The sequence below is a fragment of the Paenibacillus sp. EKM211P genome, assembly GCF_011066175.1.
Taxonomy (GTDB): Bacteria; Bacillota; Bacilli; order Paenibacillales; family Paenibacillaceae; genus Paenibacillus; species Paenibacillus polymyxa.
On sequence record NZ_JAAMNS010000002.1, the window covers coordinates 399,898 to 417,673 of the forward strand.

22 protein-coding genes are annotated in these 17,776 nt (G+C 43.8%); 7 read left to right on the plus strand and 15 right to left on the minus strand.

All coding sequences use genetic code 11. From position 1 onward, the window contains the following. Positions 1–14 precede the first annotated feature (14 nt). The 7 genes from G9G57_RS04815 to G9G57_RS04840 all read right to left on the minus strand — a co-directional run bounded on the left by G9G57_RS04815 (position 15) and on the right by G9G57_RS04840 (position 4,422). On the minus strand, positions 15–803 hold the full coding sequence (locus G9G57_RS04815) for a YwiC-like family protein (protein WP_164964645.1): 789 nt from the start codon (positions 801–803) through the stop codon (positions 15–17). Positions 804–926: 123 nt separating this feature from the next. Next, positions 927–1,724, minus strand: a complete 798-nt coding sequence (locus G9G57_RS04820; protein ID WP_090738604.1) for a hypothetical protein — start codon at positions 1,722–1,724, stop codon at positions 927–929. A gap of 34 nt (positions 1,725–1,758) precedes the next feature. Continuing rightward, complete coding sequence (locus G9G57_RS25755; protein WP_238799250.1) at positions 1,759–1,914, minus strand: hypothetical protein; 156 nt, start codon at positions 1,912–1,914, stop codon at positions 1,759–1,761. 98 nt (positions 1,915–2,012) lie between these two features. Beyond that, the gene (locus tag G9G57_RS25760) at positions 2,013–2,228 is read right to left on the minus strand and encodes a hypothetical protein (protein WP_238799251.1); all 216 of its coding nucleotides are present in this window, start codon (positions 2,226–2,228) and stop codon (positions 2,013–2,015) included. Positions 2,229–2,278: 50 nt separating this feature from the next. After that, positions 2,279–2,749, minus strand: coding sequence for a DUF6097 family protein (locus G9G57_RS04830; RefSeq protein ID WP_164964564.1), 471 nt, complete (start codon positions 2,747–2,749; stop codon positions 2,279–2,281). 24 nt (positions 2,750–2,773) lie between these two features. Beyond that, complete coding sequence (locus G9G57_RS04835; protein WP_064961991.1) at positions 2,774–3,475, minus strand: DUF1963 domain-containing protein; 702 nt, start codon at positions 3,473–3,475, stop codon at positions 2,774–2,776. A 20-nt stretch (positions 3,476–3,495) separates the two neighbouring features. Beyond that, complete coding sequence (locus G9G57_RS04840) at positions 3,496–4,422, minus strand: cell division protein ZipA C-terminal FtsZ-binding domain-containing protein (protein WP_164964565.1); 927 nt, start codon at positions 4,420–4,422, stop codon at positions 3,496–3,498. Between the two features lie 156 nt (positions 4,423–4,578). Here G9G57_RS04840 and G9G57_RS04845 point away from each other — a divergent pair, with 156 nt between their 5' ends. The 4 genes from G9G57_RS04845 to G9G57_RS04860 all read left to right on the plus strand — a co-directional run bounded on the left by G9G57_RS04845 (position 4,579) and on the right by G9G57_RS04860 (position 8,037). Then, positions 4,579–5,328 carry a hypothetical protein gene (locus G9G57_RS04845; RefSeq protein WP_164964646.1) on the plus strand — a complete coding sequence of 250 codons (750 nt, stop codon included), beginning with the start codon at positions 4,579–4,581 and terminating at the stop codon, positions 5,326–5,328. A gap of 274 nt (positions 5,329–5,602) precedes the next feature. Further along, positions 5,603–6,688, plus strand: a complete 1,086-nt coding sequence (locus G9G57_RS04850; RefSeq protein ID WP_013372400.1) for a WXG100 family type VII secretion target — start codon at positions 5,603–5,605, stop codon at positions 6,686–6,688. A 34-nt stretch (positions 6,689–6,722) separates the two neighbouring features. Continuing rightward, complete coding sequence (locus G9G57_RS04855) at positions 6,723–7,559, plus strand: hypothetical protein (protein WP_164964566.1); 837 nt, start codon at positions 6,723–6,725, stop codon at positions 7,557–7,559. Further along, positions 7,552–8,037, plus strand: a complete 486-nt coding sequence (locus tag G9G57_RS04860) for a DUF5381 family protein (protein WP_164964567.1) — start codon at positions 7,552–7,554, stop codon at positions 8,035–8,037. Before G9G57_RS04855 ends, G9G57_RS04860 begins: the two co-directional genes overlap by 8 nt. Positions 8,038–8,230: 193 nt before the next feature. On the opposite strand, the gene G9G57_RS04865 is transcribed toward G9G57_RS04860, so the two are convergent. Continuing rightward, the gene (locus G9G57_RS04865; RefSeq protein WP_164964568.1) at positions 8,231–9,406 is read right to left on the minus strand and encodes an aminotransferase class I/II-fold pyridoxal phosphate-dependent enzyme; all 1,176 of its coding nucleotides are present in this window, start codon (positions 9,404–9,406) and stop codon (positions 8,231–8,233) included. A gap of 66 nt (positions 9,407–9,472) precedes the next feature. Further along, positions 9,473–10,312, minus strand: coding sequence for a MetQ/NlpA family ABC transporter substrate-binding protein (locus G9G57_RS04870; protein ID WP_164964569.1), 840 nt, complete (start codon positions 10,310–10,312; stop codon positions 9,473–9,475). Between the two features lie 288 nt (positions 10,313–10,600). Here G9G57_RS04870 and G9G57_RS04875 point away from each other — a divergent pair, with 288 nt between their 5' ends. Beyond that, entirely contained in the window at positions 10,601–11,158 is a 558-nt protein-coding gene (locus G9G57_RS04875; RefSeq protein ID WP_013372405.1) for a YdhK family protein, read from the plus strand. Positions 11,159–11,271: 113 nt separating this feature from the next. Here G9G57_RS04875 and G9G57_RS04880 read toward each other — a convergent pair whose 3' ends face one another. From G9G57_RS04880 to G9G57_RS04895, 4 genes are read right to left on the minus strand one after another with little or no spacing between them, the layout of a single operon-like run. Continuing rightward, positions 11,272–11,559 carry an antitoxin Xre/MbcA/ParS toxin-binding domain-containing protein gene (locus G9G57_RS04880; protein WP_164964570.1) on the minus strand — a complete coding sequence of 96 codons (288 nt, stop codon included), beginning with the start codon at positions 11,557–11,559 and terminating at the stop codon, positions 11,272–11,274. Further along, the gene (locus G9G57_RS04885; protein ID WP_013372407.1) at positions 11,531–12,058 is read right to left on the minus strand and encodes a methylated-DNA--[protein]-cysteine S-methyltransferase; all 528 of its coding nucleotides are present in this window, start codon (positions 12,056–12,058) and stop codon (positions 11,531–11,533) included. The genes G9G57_RS04880 and G9G57_RS04885 overlap by 29 nt, the downstream gene beginning before the upstream one ends. A gap of 23 nt (positions 12,059–12,081) precedes the next feature. Beyond that, positions 12,082–12,642 (minus strand): bifunctional transcriptional activator/DNA repair enzyme AdaA, encoded by a 561-nt coding sequence (locus G9G57_RS04890; RefSeq protein ID WP_164964571.1) that lies wholly within the window; start codon positions 12,640–12,642, stop codon positions 12,082–12,084. A 20-nt stretch (positions 12,643–12,662) separates the two neighbouring features. Next, entirely contained in the window at positions 12,663–13,466 is an 804-nt protein-coding gene (locus G9G57_RS04895; RefSeq protein ID WP_164964572.1) for an isocitrate lyase/PEP mutase family protein, read from the minus strand. A gap of 420 nt (positions 13,467–13,886) precedes the next feature. On the opposite strand from G9G57_RS04895, the gene G9G57_RS04900 reads away from it, so the two are divergent. Beyond that, on the plus strand, positions 13,887–14,888 hold the full coding sequence (locus tag G9G57_RS04900; protein ID WP_058830026.1) for a chitosanase: 1,002 nt from the start codon (positions 13,887–13,889) through the stop codon (positions 14,886–14,888). A 210-nt stretch (positions 14,889–15,098) separates the two neighbouring features. Here the strand turns inward: G9G57_RS04900 and G9G57_RS04905 are convergent, their stop codons facing one another. Next, a complete protein-coding gene (locus G9G57_RS04905) occupies positions 15,099–15,470 on the minus strand; it encodes a hypothetical protein (protein ID WP_164964573.1) in 372 nt (123 codons plus the stop codon). A 453-nt stretch (positions 15,471–15,923) separates the two neighbouring features. Here G9G57_RS04905 and G9G57_RS04915 point away from each other — a divergent pair, with 453 nt between their 5' ends. Next, positions 15,924–16,610: an acetyltransferase gene (locus G9G57_RS04915; protein WP_164964575.1), complete on the plus strand. Its 687-nt coding sequence runs from the start codon at positions 15,924–15,926 to the stop codon at positions 16,608–16,610. Here the strand turns inward: G9G57_RS04915 and G9G57_RS04920 are convergent. Further along, positions 16,566–17,738 carry an MFS transporter gene (locus tag G9G57_RS04920; RefSeq protein WP_164964576.1) on the minus strand — a complete coding sequence of 391 codons (1,173 nt, stop codon included), beginning with the start codon at positions 17,736–17,738 and terminating at the stop codon, positions 16,566–16,568. The genes G9G57_RS04915 and G9G57_RS04920 overlap by 45 nt on opposite strands. Positions 17,739–17,776 lie beyond the last annotated feature (38 nt).

The window sequence follows — 17,776 nt, forward strand, 5'->3', positions numbered from 1 at the left end:
GATGTCTCTCCTTTTTAAAAATATAAAAACAGCACAGATACATAGAGCATCAATGAAAATCCAATTTCAGCCATGCCTACATGCTTTGCCTTTAACTCGAACTTAGGAAGCCATATAGCTCGTATGAACAAAATTAAAAATGGAATAACCAAAAACACCTTGATCCAGGCGGCCAACAGCACAATGATCAGATGATAGATAATAGACGCATAATAGTAACGTGGATTTTTTCTTTCACGGATGATCGTTTTAACATAAAGAGCGGTTCCTATGAAATAACACACCAACAGCAAAAACAGCTCTGTGGTTAGCGTCCAATCTCCGCCTTCTCCAATATGAACAACAGGATATATAAAAGAGCAGAAAAGCAGAATCGCGGCAATGTCATTTAACAAAGCACGCTCATTCTTCATTTTGGCGTAATACATATTAGCCATAAAAAAGAACAGAAGCAGAACTCCGTACCAGATCAACGCAGGTTTAACCCAGACTAGAGAAGCTAAAAGAGGAAGGAGTATTGCTCCGTAAATAACAACAGGTTTACGGTATCTTTTACTGTTTCCTGTTTTGATCCATTGGAGAACAGGAAAACTAAATAAATAGATAAAAAACCAGCATACGAATAGAGGTATATGAATGAATTGTTTTGGAGAAGCAGCTAAGCCAAACAAAAATGGAAGAATGAGCATTGCCCAAGCTCCATGCTGATTGGGGATGTATCTACTGATCCCTTTCAAAGTCTTGATCCTTTTTTCACAATGTGTAACATCTTTGTAGCTACGGTTAATCGACTCATCATCCATTCCCCCAAAGTTCAATTTTTCACCCTACTTTAATTCTAAGTATTCTGTCCAATTGAACCAATCAGGGAGTTCCCTTATTTGTTTGGGGGAATAGCCTAACCTGAAGATAAACCTTCACTTTCTTTATAAAAACGTACCGAAGTAATAGTCGAGCGCTTCCTGTGAGTATCCGTCATCTCCTTGCCAGGCTGCTACCGAACAAAAATCATCATTGCCGCCGCGGCGCCTGCGAGGTGTGTCCCGTGGTGTGAGCAATCCTGCATATCCCCATACTTCCATAGCCACATCGCGTTCATTTTTACTGGATGGGAGCACATCTTTCCAGCGCTTCTCCAATTGTCGTGGACCGTTCTGAGCCTCACAGTCCTGAACCGCTTCCAGCATGTTGTGAAGTATTACCAGATCCTCATCAGTAACCTGGAACTCCTCCTCTTGACTGAACAATTCAAGGTCCATCCAGCAATAAAGAAGGTGATTCAGCCGAATACCTCCCCATTTGATTCGTTCAAAATTCAGTACATTCAAATCCTTATTGACGTATTCCTTATCGGACATTAGTTTATGAAAATTACAATCCCCACAGCTACTGTAGTTGGGCAGGACGACAGGCCGCTCCCTATAGGTGTGCAAAGGCAGTTTTGCGGTTAATGCCCAGCTCGATAAGGCGCTTCGTAAATGGACTTTTTTCGTGGAAAGACTGTGTAAAAACGCTGCTGCCACTCGCTCTTTTGTAGCCTTTTGCTGGTGCAGCTCATATAACCTTTTTATAATCTCATCATGTGTAATGGTGATCGGATCGAACATCAAGCCCATACTTTTGGCATATTCAAAATCCTCACCCGAAAAAGGTTCCCTCTCCTGCTTCCAGCCGCTGGAGGACCAGAAAGTGTTCATAAGTATTTTCTTTGCTTTTTTATCCATCACACTTCTCCTTACTCGTCTGACACTCTCACCTTCAACAATCATCTTTATACTTAAAAGCAATGGCCGTATTTCCCGACCGGGGGTCAAAATAAGAAGAGATTTTCCCCCAGTTCAGTTCATATTCCATATAGGGGTAGGGCTTGGTTTGACGATAGCTCGGCTTCATGGACAAATGTTGTTCTAACAAACGATCATGCTCCCTTTGCCGCTTTCTCTCCCCTTCCTCAGACCAATTATCCCATGAGGTTGGAAATTCATTGCCCTGGAGCGAAATCTCCACAACAATTAGGGTTTATCCTTAAAGCATACAGACACAAAAAAATGCCGGTGCAGCAAAGGAACCTGATCAAAATGGTACCAAATGTACCCATTTCCTAGCTTTCTTACAGAATGAAAATATTTCGTGTACAAAGCAGTCTCTAACAACTGATCTTCCGTTAAAGAAGAATAAAACGCGTGCTCATTATCAACTTGAATGATTCCCGATTCCCAGTCATTCATTGCTGCCACTCCTTAAGCTGGTATGACAATCTACTAGTTGCTCTCTAGCCTCATTTGTCCACATGTTGGAAAATGGCCTGCCAGGACCGATCCAGCATACGCGTATGTAATCGTCTGGCATAAACATTTCTAACGATGGCAAGAACGATCACACCCACGAATACAACACTAAGTATGGTAATAGAGGGAACCCAGTAGTCGAACATGGCATTCACCAACACTTGCAGCAGATGTCGTTCCGGCTGCAAATATTCCACCGCCGCAACGATAACTGCTGCCAGCAATATAATCACAGATATGATCAAAAGCATTGTATTAATTACTTTGTATCTGGCAAGCCCTTGCTGAAAAATGCGAGTGCCGGCATATTGCTCCAGCAAGATGATCTGCTTGTGAAAATCATCCTCCACCTGCTCTACAGGCAGGTCGTGCTTCTGAATCAAGGCATGTGCTTTCTTCAGTTCGGATTGAATAAATAGACTGTTCTGGATGGCAGATCCTAACTGACCTAAAACATTCATCTCTTTTTTACCCCATTTCAATATTTAGTAAAAATCAAAGTACCCCCGCCAGATTCCTTCATTCTGATGCTTGGCAAAATAAAAGCTGCCCCCATCGACAATATTCAATCCAGCTTTGGCATCTGACGCAATCTGAAACATAAATTCATAGCCTTCGCCAAAGTCGATGCCTGGTTGAATAAAGCTGGGATAGCCACCGATTTTGTGAACCGCATGTATTTCCTCCACGATGTCCTCAAAATAGTCGGGTTCTTCCTCATCCATGTTGTTGAGGGCATCACCATATTCCTCAGGGATATCTTCCCCGTCCCAAACGGGATAGTCATTCTCTATGAGCTCGGGGAATAACGGGAATGCCTTGATATGCATAAATACCGGACTAAAATCTTTTTCTACCAAATTCTCTACCGACGTATACTCACGAATACACATATATCCTTCCATGTCCTCATGATCCAGAACATCGGGAGACAGGAAGACCGTCAACAGCTTGACATCACATATAGCTTGTGGAACAAAAGGCATAGCAGGCAAATACAATTGCATGATCGGAGCCATAACATTCCCCTGTACATCAACGGGTTGTTCTTCCGCCGGCAAAGCCACTGCAACTCTGCCAATCCAGCTCTGTTCCAGGGAATCTAACGGTCTGTGGCCCCCTGTATGAAAAATAGTAGCTTTACGCTTTAGAATCGTTCTTAGCTTCTCGATAGAGTTGCTGGACAACGAAATCACCCCTTTCTAGGCTAGAGTAGAAACGCAACAGCATACGAGCCTGCTTTAAATCCAAACTCACTTAATCGGTCTTCCATCCCTTGAATTTGACAAAGATAATCTTCCGGTACAGCTGGCAGATCCTGTTCATTGACTAATGTTCCGCCGAGTCTAGCGCGTGCATATTCGGCACTTTTCCACATCGCCTCAAACACAGCTTGCGGCTGCACTGTTCTTACCACATCCATACTGAAAATCAAATCTGCAAACTGATCCTCTGCAAGTGTACTCAGCCAAAAAAATCCAGGCTCTGTTCCCGTATGTACGCTAAATAGTTCATCATTGCCTCCCCGACCGTGATGGTGTGCATGGAAAATATCCATATCTCCCCACTTCATTCCAAGGCTCAGCATGACATCCCAAATGTCCGCTCCACGATAAGATTGACCTTGATCCGCTACCAGCCTAAGCATGACAAAGTGTTCCCTCTCCCCCTCCTGATCTGTAAAGGCTTGTAGCTTTTCCGCTTTTGCACGTGCATGGGCAGCATCCTCCCGAGGAAGCACGCGAATGGTCCCCTTCTCCTGAAATCGCGCCGGTAGTGTGTTCATAAAATCAGCAACCTTGGCTTCTTCCAAACAAATCTGCATCTCTACATTGTTGAATATATCCACACAAATACAGATTTTATCATAACGGCATTCGCCTTCTAGTCTACGCCCGACGCTAGTCCATATCTGCAAATCTTGGACATGCCCGTATACGATATATCCTTTGAGCAATTGCAAAATGTCTTCATCTGACAACGTAAAACCATTGAATTCCACATCAATCAGCCAGTAGATATTAGAATCAGGCTCCACTTCATGGACTCCTTTTATTGTCTTTCTAGGCCCATGATCCAACTCTACGGCAAGGATGCTCGATACATCCTCACTTCCATATTCAGGTAAAATCAAAATCCCCCTCCTTATTACCTATTTTTTACTTTATAGTTTCCTATAATTCTCAATCTATATTAAACTATAAACCACCAAGCACAAAATAGGTTAAAAGTGCTGGGTTGTTGAACATGACTCGTAGAAACTCAAAGCTTCGAAAGGGGAGAACTCATGATGCAAAAACTTTGGCAAAAAGGAAAGGCTCTGTCCCTGCCTATAGTGGTGTCTGCATCGCTGATTTCAGGAACGCTGTTGGTAAATAATATACCTACGGTGAATGCGGCTGCGACCAAGGAACTGCTTCAGTTATCCGGACAGACGACTTACTACGGAGAGGTTGAGAATGGACAGCCAAGCGGACGTGGTACGATCAAATGGAGCGAATACAAGCAGTATTCGGGCGATTTTGTGAATGGCAAGCGATCAGGAACTGGAAAATATATGAATCAATACACAGATGCAGATGGACAACATCATAAAGTCGTATACAACGGAACATGGAGCAATGACACGATGAGCGGTAAGGGTACGCAGACTGAAAAAGTGACGCAATCGGATGGAACGATCCGTTCGAATCAGATCCAAGTAGGTACTTTTCAGGATAATGGATTACAGAACGGCTACCAAGTGATCCATGCTGTAGCCGATCCAGACTATAGCTTCACTTATAAAAATGGAAAAGAAGTGCTAAACATCTTGCACAGTAATCAGGATCTAGTCCAAAGATGGCAGCAAGGAGAGCTCTTCTCCGTAAATTATAAAAATGGCTCTGTTCAAAAGGAATACTCCATGTTCCCTGAAGAGGTCGCAACCAAAGAACATCAAAGACAAGCGGCCATCAAGTATCTCAAAGGGATTACCGCCAAGGTCACCCCTCACTTGCAGCAGTTTGAGAAATTGTCCAAGCAGGTCCCTCTCAAATAAGTTAGAGTATCGCACAGTATATAAATAGCCTCTACGCAAGAAGCCCTCTCTTTCTTATAGAAATTCCTACAAGAAAGAGAGTCTTTTTCCATTTTCTTCATAAATGACATATAAGAACTTCGGATCATAACGACTCCTACTATTCTCCCTTATGCCCATCAACGAACTCATACAAATGACTTATTTTTCGCTCAAACCCCCTCCTTTTTTTGCTAACCTCCGCTGGAATCACTAAAATATAAAGTAATTATTTTAATCATCCGAGGTGGACATCATGGCTAAAATTATGGTTCCTCCTGAGAAACTAGAGGCGGTTTCCAGGCAGTTCGCGCAGGCACGTGAGCTGGGGGCACAAATTTGCGGACAACTGTCACAGCATATTCAAATGCTAGAGAATAGCTGGGCAGGAACGACACAGCAGCGCTTTTATCAGGATTTTCACAAAGCACGTGGACAAATGGACGCTTTCACTCAAACCGTCGGTTCTGTCAGCACAGAGCTGCGTTCGATTGCAGTAAAATTCAAGGAAACAGATACCCAAGCAGACACAGGGATTAACCAAGGAGATCAAAGCGGACAGATTAAGAGCAGTGAAGGAGCAACTTCCGGGAAAAAAGGAAACGATCCCGCAGATATAGCCATTAACAGCCTGTCAGAGGCCAATAAATGGCGAGGGCAACTGGGCTTTGCCGGAACAGCGATCTATAGCGGTCTGGCTTCCACACTTGTCCTCACCAAAACAGTAGAATTCAAGAAAAGTCTGAAAAATCCCACTCGAGCGGTTATACATAATGCGGCATGGGTGAAAGGCAAAGGTAACAATGCTTTTATGCGTAATTTGGGCAAAAGCATAAACCGCCAGTTCGCTAAACCAGGTATTGTGATGAAGGGCTTGAAAGGTTTCGATCGTTTAGCTGGAAAGCTGCAAATGGGTAAGCTCGGCCTTGGGTTTAACAAAGCCAACAGCTTTCCTCAGTGGACGCGCAACGTCATCGCCGGGGTGGAAAAAGGACGCTACGGCATAGCAACACGCCAAATTCCCGGCATGATCGCCAAAAAGCTATATCCAATTAATGCCACCATGAATATTGTGGGCGAAGGCATCAGTCTGGCTGGAAAATGGAAAAGCGGGAAGCTTACCGGAACGGATGTGGCTGTATCTGCTTCTAACGTAGCGATTAAAACCGCCGCAACTTATGGCGGAGCTGTCGTTTTGGGGTCCATAGGCGGTGCTATCGGCGGTCCGGTTGGTGCAGCCGTCGGTGCATACGTCGGCGGTACAGTGGGGAGCTGGGCAGGTGGAAAAGTCGCCAAATTCGCCGAAAAAGGGATACGCTGGGCCAGCAAACTATTCAAATAAACATACACTTAACAGATGGAGAAGGAGCCTGACTATGGACAAACAAACGGTAATTTTAACGCTTGAGGAACTAGGCTTTGCCTTGACCGCACTGGGTGCAGAGGATATGGCTTCGGGTCTGCTCCAATCCTATTACGGGGAACTAACCGAAGATCGCTGGGAACTGCTTTTTCATGCTGCAACACATAGCCTGGTATCCAAAGGCTTGTTGGAACAGCAGGATGACGGGCAACAGCAGCTTGAATTTGATGCGTTCATTGTTGAAATGCTGGCTCATCTGGTACAAAGCCGCCAAATGCTGCGTGGATACAAGGAGCAGCAGGACAAGCAAAATACATTAACGATACACCATGGAAACGAACGTTTTCTGTATCACTTTTCCAGCCACAATGAACTCCATTTCTTTCGCTGGTCTTCTCCAGAAGACTGGCATCACGATATTGATCAATTGTTCGGCCTGTCGGCTTCCAGCTTCAATACCCACAACCGATACGTCGATCTGACAGAAGAACAGTGGAATGAGCTGACCTCATCCAACTTCACGATGCAGCAAATGGCAACGTGGAAACTTCAAGAGTTGGATCAACAAATGATACAAGACTGGCGAGAGGATTTTAATCGTAATCACTGCAGCCTGGATAATTTGAGCCAGATGGTATACACGGACACAGATGAAGAGGGTCCTTCCGTTACGAATCTGCTATTTGTTCTTAAAGGAACGAATAATGTGTGGGTTGTAAGAAATACAGAACTGGATATGCAGGCCACCCCATGCCTGAGAATTGAAAGTGTGACCGAATCAGACTGGAGAGAACGGATCACTCATTTCATTCAGGCATTTGTACCCGACGAGGCGGTATTCCGTGGATAAAATTGTATACCGCAGATCTTTGGCATTTTGGAAAGCCCTGGGCAGCTTGATGTTTGTGGTGATTTGTCTGTTTTTGCTGTTGCTCATTTTTATCGACGAAGATATCTCTGCTCTGCAAATCTTCTTCTTTATTACGTCCGCCATTATTGGAATTCCTTTTTTCGGTAGTTATTTGGTGGTCTGTTTGAGCAGAACGCTTCGTAAGGAAGCCTTCCTGTTCATCTTTGACGAACACAGTATTTCCGATGGTATTCGAACTGTGCCGTGGTCTGCAATCACTAAAGTCGAATTCGAGGGGGCCTCCATCCGTAAATGGCTGCGCCCTCGCTTCCCCGCCTTTATTTTTTATCTGAATGACCGCAGCACCTGGGAAGTCAGCACCGATTATGTGTTGAATGATATGGAACTAAATCAAGCCGGGAAACAACTTCGAACTCTCATTAACCAGTATGGCAAGCCAAAGAAAAAACGTTCCTGAACATTGCATGGACGCAGCACAATAACTTCCTTGCCTTGAAGATGACCCGTATAAAAAATCCCGTTCGCAATCTGGGTCATCTTTATCCCTTCGATTTGCGCCCTCAAACCTGCTATTTCTTCTTCCATGGCTCCGATATGGCTATACTCAAAGTTCGTTTCTCGATCCCTCCATGAATTTCTTTTATTCCAGCTTAAGCTTGAAAAACACCCGTTGCTGCGATGCGCTGTACCGCCTCCAGCAGTCTTTCTTCACTATTCACCAGACTGACCCTCACATGAGAAGCTCCTGCACGACCAAAGCCTTCTCCAGGGGCAACCGCAACATGCGCCTCATCCAATAAAAAGTTTGCAAAGGAAGCCGATGTATACCCCTCCGGCACCTTGAACCAGGTAAAAAAGGACCCTTGGGGAGCAGCTACATCCCAGCCAATATTTCGTAACGCTGCAATGAGAACATCACGTCGCCGCTCATATAACGCCGCGAGTTCCCGTACTGGCTCCTGGGTGCCCAGCAATGCGACAGCTCCTGCATCCTGTACCGCACCAAAAACAGTGCTGTAGGCATGCGTATGATAATGCTTGAGTGCACCAATGACGGACGCATTTCCAACCGCAAAGCCGAAGCGCCATCCAGCCATGTTATACGTTTTGGAAGCTGTATACGTCTCGACACCATACTCCTTGCCGCCAGGGATTTGCAATAGACTAATCGGCTTATGTCCGCCAAAGCCAAGAGCACCGTAAGCAAAATCATTCATAACCGGAAACTGGTACCGAGCAGCATAATCGAGTGTCTTCGTCAGAAAATCTACAGTAGCTACGGCTCCTGTCGGATTGTTCGGATAATTAATCATGAGCAGTTTGACCTGCTCTGCGATTTCTTCCGGCACGGTTGTATAATCAGGCAAAAATCCATGCTTCTCATCCAGTGGAATCGTATGAATATGGGCTCTTGTCAGCGCAGCAGCGGAATAATATTGGGGATATGCCGGATCGGTGGTCAATAACCAATCACCAGGATTCAGCAACGCCTGTGGAATCCCCATTACACCTATAGCAGAGCCGTTGAATACGGCAACTTCCCGTTCAGGGTCCAGCTCCACCTGATACTCCCGTTTATAGAACGCAGCGACTGCCTCCAGCGTGCTTTTTTTTCCATGAAAAGGCGGGTAGCCCTGATTGATCGGTTGATCGACCGCATCCTTCAAAGCGCTGATGATATGCGGCGGTGTTGGCTGATCCGGGTTGCCGGCTGCCAAATTAATTACATCTATTCCTTTGCTTTTATACAGATTCACTTTGTCATCGATTGCGCTAAAATAGTTGTCAGGCAGAGCCTTGACGAGATCAGAGGATGAAAAAATCACGTTTATCTCCACCTTCTATCCATAAGATATAGACTGAGAATGTCAGCCCGCCAGGATCATACCCATTTATTTAAAATAGCTTGGCAGCTTGTAGCCTTCATACGCAGGATTCGATTTGATGTACTGTTGGAATTCATCTGAATGATATCCCTCAATAATGTCTTTGACAAATGGCTTGTCCTTATTCTTGTTGTCCACAGCCACCACGTTCGTGAACGGGTCTGTCATATTTTCAAGCTTTAATGCCGAGGTCAACTTCATTCCATTCGATACAGCAAAGTTCCCTTGTATAGCCGCAAAATCAACATCCTCCAGTACACGTGGCCCCTGTGCCGGGTCGGTAGCAACAAATTGCAGATGATGCGGATTAGAGGTGATGTCATTCACCGAGGTTTGCAATGGATCGATATTGTCCTTTAACGTAATCCAACCTACTTCCTTCAAAATGTTCAGCGCGCGCAGCATATTAACTGGCTCGTTGGGCAGATTGATTTGGGCGCCAGCGCTGATTTCGTCAAGGCTGGTATGCTTGCTGGAATACAACCCCATTGGAGGAGTCGGGACCTGCACAGCACCAACCAGATCAATATTCTCCCGCTTATTCATAGAATCCAGATAGAGCGAATGCTGGAACACATTGGCATCAATATCACCATTAGCCACGGCTACATTGGGCTGAACCCCGTCTGTAAACTCTTTATATGTAATCTTATACCCCTTCTTCTCCAAATATGGAGCCACACCATTCTTAAACTGATCACTATATGGGCCGGGATTAAAGCTGATATGCAGTGTTTTCTTTTCTTCACCAGCAGCGCCGCCCGACGTATTCTTGCTGCCACAGCCTGAAATAAAAAGCACGACTACTCCCAGTAGCAATATAAATGAAATCCATTGTTTCTTCATTTTGATGTCTCCCCCTGCTCCTTGATATGATCTACGTTTAGTGAGTTAAAATGTTTACAGCTTTTTAAAGCATAGTAATTTGATATGTTTTGTAGATATTACAATGATTTTTTATTCACTGTCAACAATATTTAATTACGCATCTTCCGCATAACTCAAAAGGATCACATCAGGCGCTCCGCTTGAAGGCAAAACACTTCACAAGTTTGTAATATAATTCTGTTTCAATTATACCCCCAGGGGGTATAATTGAGTGTGTAAATACAATCCTAAAGGAGCTATTTAAATATGAAAAAACAATGGGCTTTGCTTGCTGGTGCAGTCATGATTATTTTGAGTGGGTGCGGGAACAGTAACACGCCAGATCAGGAGCATACGACAAACAGCAGTCAACAGCACGACACATCAGATATGAACCATTCCACTTCCAGTGAGCTTCCTGCTGGGCTAAAAGAAGCTGAACATCCAGCCTTCAAAATTGGCAGTCAAGCGACCATGCAAGCCGATCATATGGCAGGCATGAACGGCGCTACGGCCACGATTGTGGGTGCTTATACGACTACTGCTTATACAGTCTCCTATACTCCAACTACTGGAGGAGAAAAAGTGACTAATCATAAGTGGGTTATTCATGAAGAGATTAAGGATGCAGGCAGCGAGCCCTATGAACCGGGAACGGAAGTTATCCTGGCGGCAGATCATATGAAGGGGATGGATGGGGCTAAGGCTACCATAGATTCCGCCGAGCCAACGACCGTATATATGGTAGATTATACGCCGACTACAGGAGGAGAGCCTGTCAAAAATCATAAATGGGTGACGGAGAGTGAGCTTTCAGCCAATTAGAACTCTTTTATCACAGGTTGCTGTGATCGCCAGAGGGAGCACGGCAACGGCTCCCTTTGTATAGCTTGATTGGGGTTTGGACGTGTTCATATGTATCTCCTTGTGTCAGTTGTTTAACGCGGCATACGCAGAATGGCTGCCTTCAATGCTTTGGTCCCTTCTTCGCTTTTTAAATAATCCGACGGTGTTTCGTGACCAAGTGCGGGAACCTTTCGATCCATCCAAGTCAGCAAATATTCGCCCATGTCAGGCAGCAGCACAATCTGAATCTTCTTTGGAATTTCACTCTTGGCCACCTTTGCTCTTACCGCTGGATCTACCTGATCATATCGCTCCTGATAGATTTGAACCATGTTGGCCCAGCTTTCCGGCTTAAACTCTTTCAAATATATCTCTCTCATCCATGAGCCCTCCTTTTGATCCCAGACAACGCTTCTCATGCTGAAGCAACCATTCTTTTCTCCATAGGCCCCCTGCATAGCCAGTTAGTTTCTGATTCGATCCGATAATTCGGTGACATGGAATCACAATGCTCAGCTTATTTTTGCCATTCGCACTGCCAACAGCTCGGATTGCTTTTTCATTTCCAATAGCAAGAGCAATATCTTTATAAGCTGTCGTTCTACCGTAACCTACGGTCACCAGCGCATTCCATACTTTTTGCTGGAAGTCTGTACCTTCAAAAGCATAAGGAAACGAAAATTTAAAGCGCTCACCTTTAAAATACTCGTCAAGCTGGCTGGCGCATTCCTCTAATACTTGGACTGGAGCCTCTTCTGTAAGCCTCGTTAAGGGCTCATTCCGATTAGAGAACATAATAGAATAGACAGCCTCTTTGGTGCCCTGTATCTCTATCTCTCCAATCGGCGATACATAATTCAATACGGATAGCTTGCTCATAAAAAGATAACCACCTTCCATTCCTAATCTTTATGTAACTTCCTATACTCACTAGGAGAACATTGGTTCAAGCTGCGAAACGACTTATAGAAATTTGAGGGACTTTGGAAGCCTGTCTCATAGCAAATTTCAAGATTCGTAAGATCTGTATTTTTAAGAAGATAGGACGCCTTATCTACTCTTATTTTTTCCAAATACGTACGCGGGGTTTCGGAGGTTTCCTGTTTAAAAATCCGATCCAAATAAAAAGGGCTTATTCCAACATAGTTCGCAATATCCTGCAATACTAATTTTTCTTTATAATGATTGATTAAAAAAGCAACCACATTCTGGACAAGCCTGATATACGGCGAATGATCTATATGAGGCTGGCATCTTTTGCAAGCGCGAAAACCTGCTTTTTCCACGGTGTCCACATCAAAGTAAAAATCGACATTGATTTTTTTCGGTTTTCGGGATCGACAGGAAGGTCGGCAATATATACGGGTTGTTTTCACAGCGGTAAAAAACACCCCGTCATATTTACGATCACATGCTATAATTTTGTCCCACATTTCTTCAAAAGAAAGACTAAGGTTAGCCATGATCGAAGATTCCGTCCCTTCTATAGTTCATACTCATCTAGTTCAGGATTTGCAAAATCATCATATAAATGTGACGTATCTCGAAGGTTGACCAACTGTTCCGCATTCTTTTGCAAAGCAACTATTATCTTATCAGAAAACGCATTTCCAAAGCTAAACCTTTTGACTCCTAACTGCTGAAGCTGGCGGACATTCGTCAGACCTGGCAAGGATAAAACATTAAGCGGAGCATGTATATGATATACAACTTTTCTGATCTCTTCATCATTCTTTAACCCTGGCACAAAAATGCCGTTCGCACCACTTTCCACATACGCTTTGGCCCTTTCTATGGTCTCCGAAAGTGGAGCTTCTATCTGCAAAAATGTATCCGTTCTTGCGTTTATAAAAAAATCTTTAAACCCATGAACATCCAAGGCAGCTCTTATTTTGGACAGCAGGTTACTGTGCGCCCTCACTTCTCGAAGCCCCTTTTGCTGTTTTAATGAATCCTCAATATTAATCCCTGCCACTCCGACATCGGCTGTCCTTAATACATGCTCAACAATCGTTGCTACATCCTTCCCATATCCTGCCTCAATATCTGCCGACACTGGAATCTGAACATGCTCTGCAATCGTCCGAATGATGCTTACATGCTGTTCAAAATCAATAAGCTCTCCATCTGAAAACCCAAGCGTATTGGCAATTCCCCAACTTGTCGTACCTATCGTCTTAAAGCCTGCTTTTTCCAGAGCCAGGGCAGATAGCAAATCCCAGGCGTTCCCTAGAAATAAAATTTCCTCTGATGTATGCAAATCGTTAAATTCTTGTATTTTGTTCAATTTATAACCTCCTGTTAGGTGATGTATCTCATTCTATCAAGAGGCTGTATTGGTTTTCGTCCTCATTCTTGCTTTTATGGTCTGTGTTAATCTAATTACTTGAATTCAAACGAGCTGTTAAAGTGTTCCTTCTGTTTTCCATACACTCTACGAATCTAATTTTGAATTAAAAAACAGAAGATTTAGGCCAATGTATCCAGTTAGAATTCACAAAACTGGAATAAAAATGGTTATTCGAGCACTGTTCAATCATATGTTTCTTATCTATAATCTTGCTAAATTAATTCGAGTTAGATGCTAATCTACGTAAGCTTTAAAAGTGTATTTGGTGTTGCTACTTACTACTGACACAGCATCACTTTTTTTATATGTAACATTTCTTTTAGCCTTTCACAATTACATTATTAGAGGAGGAGTTATATGTTTAAAATCAGCAGTAAACTCATTTCCCATAAAACGAAGTTTTTTATGATATTGCTAAGCTTTTCTGTAATCGCTTCATTCTCTAGCTTGTACGGCCCCTTACCCGCCAAGGCTCTTGCTGAAGAAAACGGAACTCCAGTACAAGAAACAAATGAATCAAATATACAGCAAATCCCCCTCACCAGCGAGGAGACTACTAGCCAAACAGCGGTTACAGCTATTGATCATGATGCTAATTTCTCACCTTCAACACTTCAGTTTCTGAAGGATAATACAGGACTCGACGGTGAGCAATGGGATAATATTATGAAGCTAGTGAACAAGCCAGAGCAGGATTCTTTGAAATGGACTGAATTCTATGGCTATGCCGAAGATATTGGCGATGATCGTGGATATACCATTGGTATTTTTGGAGCAACAACAGGCGGTTCCAATGATACGGGACCAGACGGTCCGGCCTTATTCAAAGCTTTTGATGCTGCTAGTGGAGCTAGCAATCCTTCCATTGCAGGTGGATTAGCCCGTGCTGGACTGAAGGGGAAAATGAGTGGCTCGATTTTAAAACTCAGCGATAGCGATAGTGTAATCAAAAAGAAGATCAAAGCTCTCCAAAATAATGAAGCTTGGAGAGAAGCCATGTGGCGTACGTTCTATGACACCTATATCGAATATAGTGTGCAGCAAGCCCGGAAGCGCGGATTTAATACTGCTCTGACGATTGGATCATTTGTCGACACTGCACTCAATCAAGGTGCTACGGGTGATGACGGTAGTCTTGAAGGAGTCCTCTCACGATCTGGCAATAGCACGAATGAAAAGACATTCATGACTAACTTCTATGCTAAGCGTACATTGGTTGTCGATACCAACGATTATAACCAACCTCCTAATGGTAAGAATCGGGTGAAACAATGGAGTTCTCTTTTAGCTTCTGGCGAAACAGATCTTAAGAACGCAGATGCAGCCATAATCAAAGTAACTAATTGGGAAATGAAGTAAATAACCATATACGTAATAAGGAGAGCATATCGTATGCCCTCCTTATTTTATTTTCATGAAAATAACATTCCATTCATTCTTCCATACAGTTCTTCTCATCGTTCTATTATGTAGGCATTGTGTACAAATAGAAAAACTGCTCCAGAAGCCCGAAAGTTGCAAGCTCCTGAAGTAGTCTTGTAAAATGTTTATTGTGTCGAATTGAGTCCGTTAGATGACCCGATAGCCAGCTGGCAGTCTGCCAGTACTGCGGATATTACGGATTTGCTGCAATGTCAAACGTTGATTGGTAGAGATAATAGATTCCACATCATTCCCGCGAATCAGATCATCCAGGTCCGCAATGTTGCGATTGCCTCTAAATACACGGAAGTTACCTCTAAACCGCGTGCCGGTAAAGAGTACAAGTGTAGCATTGCTGCTGGTAGAAAAGAAACGCAGACTTTCGATGCCGTCGAGAATGTTATCGGTATTACGAATGCCTAGGTTTCCTCTGAATACTCTCCTGGAACCCCGAAAATTTTCTTCGTTGTAAACTGTAAGACGTGGATACGTTTGAGATACATATGCTTTGTTGTCCATATTGTAATTCCTCCTTTCAACTTTATCTTATGCTTCACCATCCGATTGGCGCGGGCCTCGCAGCATCCATCTAAAAATGGTTATGTGATTGAATAGAGCAGACGCAGACTTGAAAAAGGAACGTATGTTCTGTATAATCTAGCTTAGCAATTTGGAAAATCCTGAACTAACGGAGATGTAGACATGGACGATAAATTTATTGAGGAACTACGTGAAATTAGCAGGAACGACAAGCGAAGATCCGAATTTCTCATTAAGGGTATGAAAGAAACGCTTCAGGAAAGAAAAGAAAAAAACTTTATCGAAAGATGGATTTGGCGACAAAAGAATAAGAAGCTTATAGCGCGGAAGTTTAAGTCCCAGTAGATATAACAACAGTACTTCGTAGCAGTTTAATTTTCATAGCATATACAAGTACATTAGATCAAACCTCATTTTTAGGGAGGCAAGTCCATGATTGAGCAGCTAGTCCCATACGACGATCTATTAAATCACAATCCATTTTTGGCTGATGAGGTTCGATATAATTTGCTTCATCGAATATGTGAGTCAGAAGAATCAACATGCCTCAAAACGTCTGATGGAAATATGATTGCTCAATCACCCAGACATAAGGCTTGGCTATGGATTTCACAGCAAATCATCGGCAACCATCAGTTGACCTATATCGAAGAACTCTTACATTATATAGAAGGAATCAACCTACCAGGTGTATGTGGTGATATCGAAACTGCCGAGAAGTTCGCAATTGCTTACGCCGAGCGGCATACTGCTCAGGTACATACACACATGGTCATGGAATCTTATTTCTGTCCTGAATACAAAAACCCTTCAGGCGTTGGGGGAATCCTACGACAAGCCATTTCAAAGGACGTACAGTTAGTTGCCCAGTTTCTGGCTGGCTTTGCAGAGGAGGCTTTAGACCATTCAGTTGATCCAGCAAGTCAGATTTCAGCTGCGGAGGCAGCAGAACTACTGATATTGCGTTTGGATAAACCCTCCTGCTGTAAGAGAGCATATGATTGCTCATTCAAAATAAACAAGCCCAGCGATGCCATCTATCGCTGGGCTCATCCTTCAATTATCTATAATTCTTTATTCTATCACACCCAATTCCGTGTGAACCGAAGATCTTCGTGAAAGTAAATATACAGCTACCATGGCCATGGCGACACCAGCTGCTCCAAACCAAGTGATAGAAGCCAGCGAAACCTGGCTAACAGCCACACCACCAATTCCAGCTCCGGCTGCCATAGCAAGCTGCATCATAGACTGATTGAGACTCAGCATCACACCGGAAGATTCCGGTACGAGAGTGACCAAGTTATATTGTTGAGTAGGTCCGGTTGTCCAGGCTGCGAACGACCACAGCATCAGTAAGACAAATAATACACCTAGAGAATGAGCGACGACAGGAAGTAAAAGCAAGGAAAAGACATGCAACACCATGCCCCCGAATAATGTAAAGGAAGTACCCTTTTTATCTGCGCTGTATCCACCGATTTTCGACCCGATCAGGCTGGCAATCCCGAAGGCAAGTAATACTGAGCTTAGCATATTATCCCCTACACCTGATACATTCAGCAAGTACGGTGAAATGTAAGTATACGCGAGGGAATATCCCCCTCCCCAAAAGAAGGTAATCGCCAATCCCAAAGCAACTTCAGGCTTCTTCAGAAGAGCAAACTGCTGTAGTAAGGGAATCGGTTGATCTCCTTTTAAGCGAGGGATTGTCATAGCGATAACGATCAAAGCAATAATCCCTGTCAAAGCGATGCCGAGAAATACGGTTTTCCAGCCATATGAAGAAGATATCATTCTTCCAAGCGGCACCCCGATAATCAGCGAGGCTGTAAAACCCATAGTGACCGTAGCAATAGAACTAGCCTGCTTGCCAGCTGGGGCAATTTTCGCAGCAATGCTCAATGCTGTAACCACGACCATCCCTGCCCCGAGGGCCATAAGAATTCGTGCAGCGATAAACATTCCAAAACCCGGCAAAACAAAGGAGAGGACATTGGCTACGGCAAATAATCCGAGGGAACTCAAGAGCAGCTTGCGTCTGTCCCATTTAGCGGTTACTGCCATCAGAATCGGGGTGCCAATCGCGTAAGCAAGAGAAAAGACTGTAATTAGCTGGCCCGCTGCGGACACCGTAATCCCCATGGTTGTCGCAATCTGATCCAAAATGCCTGAGATAATGTATTCGGATGTGCCTACCAAAAAACTAACAATTGCCAAAATATACACTTTCCACGTGCTCTGCATTTTGCAAATAACGCCTCTTTCCTTTTTATATTTTTATA